This window comes from Loigolactobacillus bifermentans DSM 20003, assembly GCF_001434575.1.
Classification (GTDB): Bacteria; Bacillota; Bacilli; order Lactobacillales; family Lactobacillaceae; genus Loigolactobacillus; species Loigolactobacillus bifermentans.
The window spans coordinates 1-1,873 of record NZ_AZDA01000042.1; the positions used below are offsets into that span (position 1 = coordinate 1).

Sequence of the window (1,873 nt, forward strand, 5' to 3'; positions counted from 1 at the left end):
TATCAGGTTATGCTGACAAATTTGTCCAAAAATTCGGATTAAATTTGCAATCTACCCTTTTATTTTAATGTAGCACTGCTTACATATTCTCCCGCAATACGGTATACCTGCGCTGTTGTTCCTCGGTCATATCCTTGTAATACTGGTCAATAAGAAGCTGGATAATCTCGTAGTCGAAGCTAACATGTTCAATTGTCTTCAGGACTTTCATATCCTTGTAAGTCTCTGCGGATACCTTAAGGGATTTTTTCTGATTTTTTGGCATAGAGGAAGATTTATTCTCTTTTTTCGTAGCATTATCTGTTGCATGGTACTCTTCTGATGGCTTTACCGCTCCGGTAACCCTTCGTTGAAGAATATTAGGCTTTTTACTTGGCATCTTACTTGGCCTCCTTATCATCTATAAATAAGCCAATCCGGCTTAATAACTCATCGGTAACTTGCTGGTACTTGTCTAACACTCGCTTATCGAAGCGGTCCTTATCGGTAATTCCATTAATTGGGAATCGTTTAATCCGGGCCATTTGAGTAACAATATTTGTGAATACATTTTCTTCTCCAAACTCATCCTTAGCAGATTGTATGATTGTCTGATCGACACCGTTACGGGCATCGTGAAGCATTGGCAAGATACCAATTACCTCTATATCTAGCTGATACTCTTGCTGAAGTTTAGAAAGGGTATTCACATACTCTTCTGCACCGGATAGACTATCATCGTGTGTTTGCAAGCTGATAAGTGCAAAGTCTGAGAAGATAACAGCATTACGGGTAATCTCAATACTAAATGGTGGCACATCCAACAGAATTACATCATATTTCTTCTTCAATGGATTAAACAAGGGTTCCAACAGATGTGTTTCTTCGTACTCATTATTCGTATTCTGATATAAATATTTCGTGAAATCTTGGAAATCAATATATGAAGGAATTAGGTCAAGGTTATCCATTATCTTAACTGGTAAGTCTGTTAGATCTTTCTCCTGTACGCCTACCATCAGAGTTTTTTTAATTGAGTACACGGTATCTTCCTGCTGACTTTTCGTTAACATTAGTGTTTTAGTGGCGTTGGCTTGTGGGTCTAAGTCTGCAACCAACGTATGTATTCCCATTTTAGCTAAGGTATAAGCGATGAGATACGTGTTAGTTGTTTTTCCCACGCCACCCTTTTGATTACCAATCACAATGGTTAATGCCTCATCACGAGACTGTATAGCCTTTACTACGTCTGGAATATCCATAACAACGACCTCCAATTGATTTTTAATTAGTATACCACAATTTAATAGTGAAAGGGAAATTTCCCTAAATAGTTATTTAGATATATAGAATTAGGGATATATAGAAATTGGTATAAAGGGAAAAAGGGATACTTATCGACTGAGAACACTGTTATAATGGGAATTAAAAATATCCCTAAATAGAAAAAGGGATTTAGGGATAATTCTATTTAGGGATAATTCTATTTAGGGAAAAATAGATAAAGGGAAAAAGGGAAATTAAATATAATTGTTGACAGATATCCTATGAAAGGGCTATAATCATTGGTATTGACAGTCCTATTATATGATGTGTTTTTAACATTATTTCCACCGTTTGCTGTACTAACTGTGAATCATGGGGGACACTGTCAGTAGTTCAAAAGAAGTAATACCTAAAAAACTGCATAAAAAAAAACACCCACCGACTGGCATCGGTGAGCGCCACATAAAAGTCATCTAGTTTAATGACTATTATACCATGGCCGGTGCGATTTTTAAAGCCCTAGGGGACAAGCTGGGGTCTAAATCTAAGGGGACACGTTTGCCAGGGCGACGTCAATAAGTCTGGCTATACCACAACAAGGCTATCTGTACGGCTGGGTGGTGAATGG

2 protein-coding genes are annotated in these 1,873 nt (G+C 37.5%); both read right to left on the reverse strand.

The window, feature by feature from the left end:
• Positions 1–79: 79 nt before the first annotated feature.
• Entirely contained in the window at positions 80–379 is a 300-nt protein-coding gene (locus FC07_RS06015) for a hypothetical protein (protein ID WP_016526703.1), read from the reverse strand.
• A 1-nt stretch (position 380) separates the two neighbouring features.
• Positions 381–1,241 carry a ParA family protein gene (locus FC07_RS06020; protein ID WP_013356270.1) on the reverse strand — a complete coding sequence of 287 codons (861 nt, stop codon included), beginning with the start codon at positions 1,239–1,241 and terminating at the stop codon, positions 381–383.
• Between the last annotated feature and the right edge of the window lie 632 nt (positions 1,242–1,873).

What these genes read in the sequence shown, in the direction of transcription:
- FC07_RS06015 (WP_016526703.1), bottom strand. Translation starts at nt 379, where the DNA reads ATGCCAAGTAAAAAGCCTAATATTCTTCAACGAAGGGTTACCGGAGCG.
- FC07_RS06020 (WP_013356270.1), bottom strand. Translation starts at nt 1,241, where the DNA reads ATGGATATTCCAGACGTAGTAAAGGCTATACAGTCTCGTGATGAGGCA.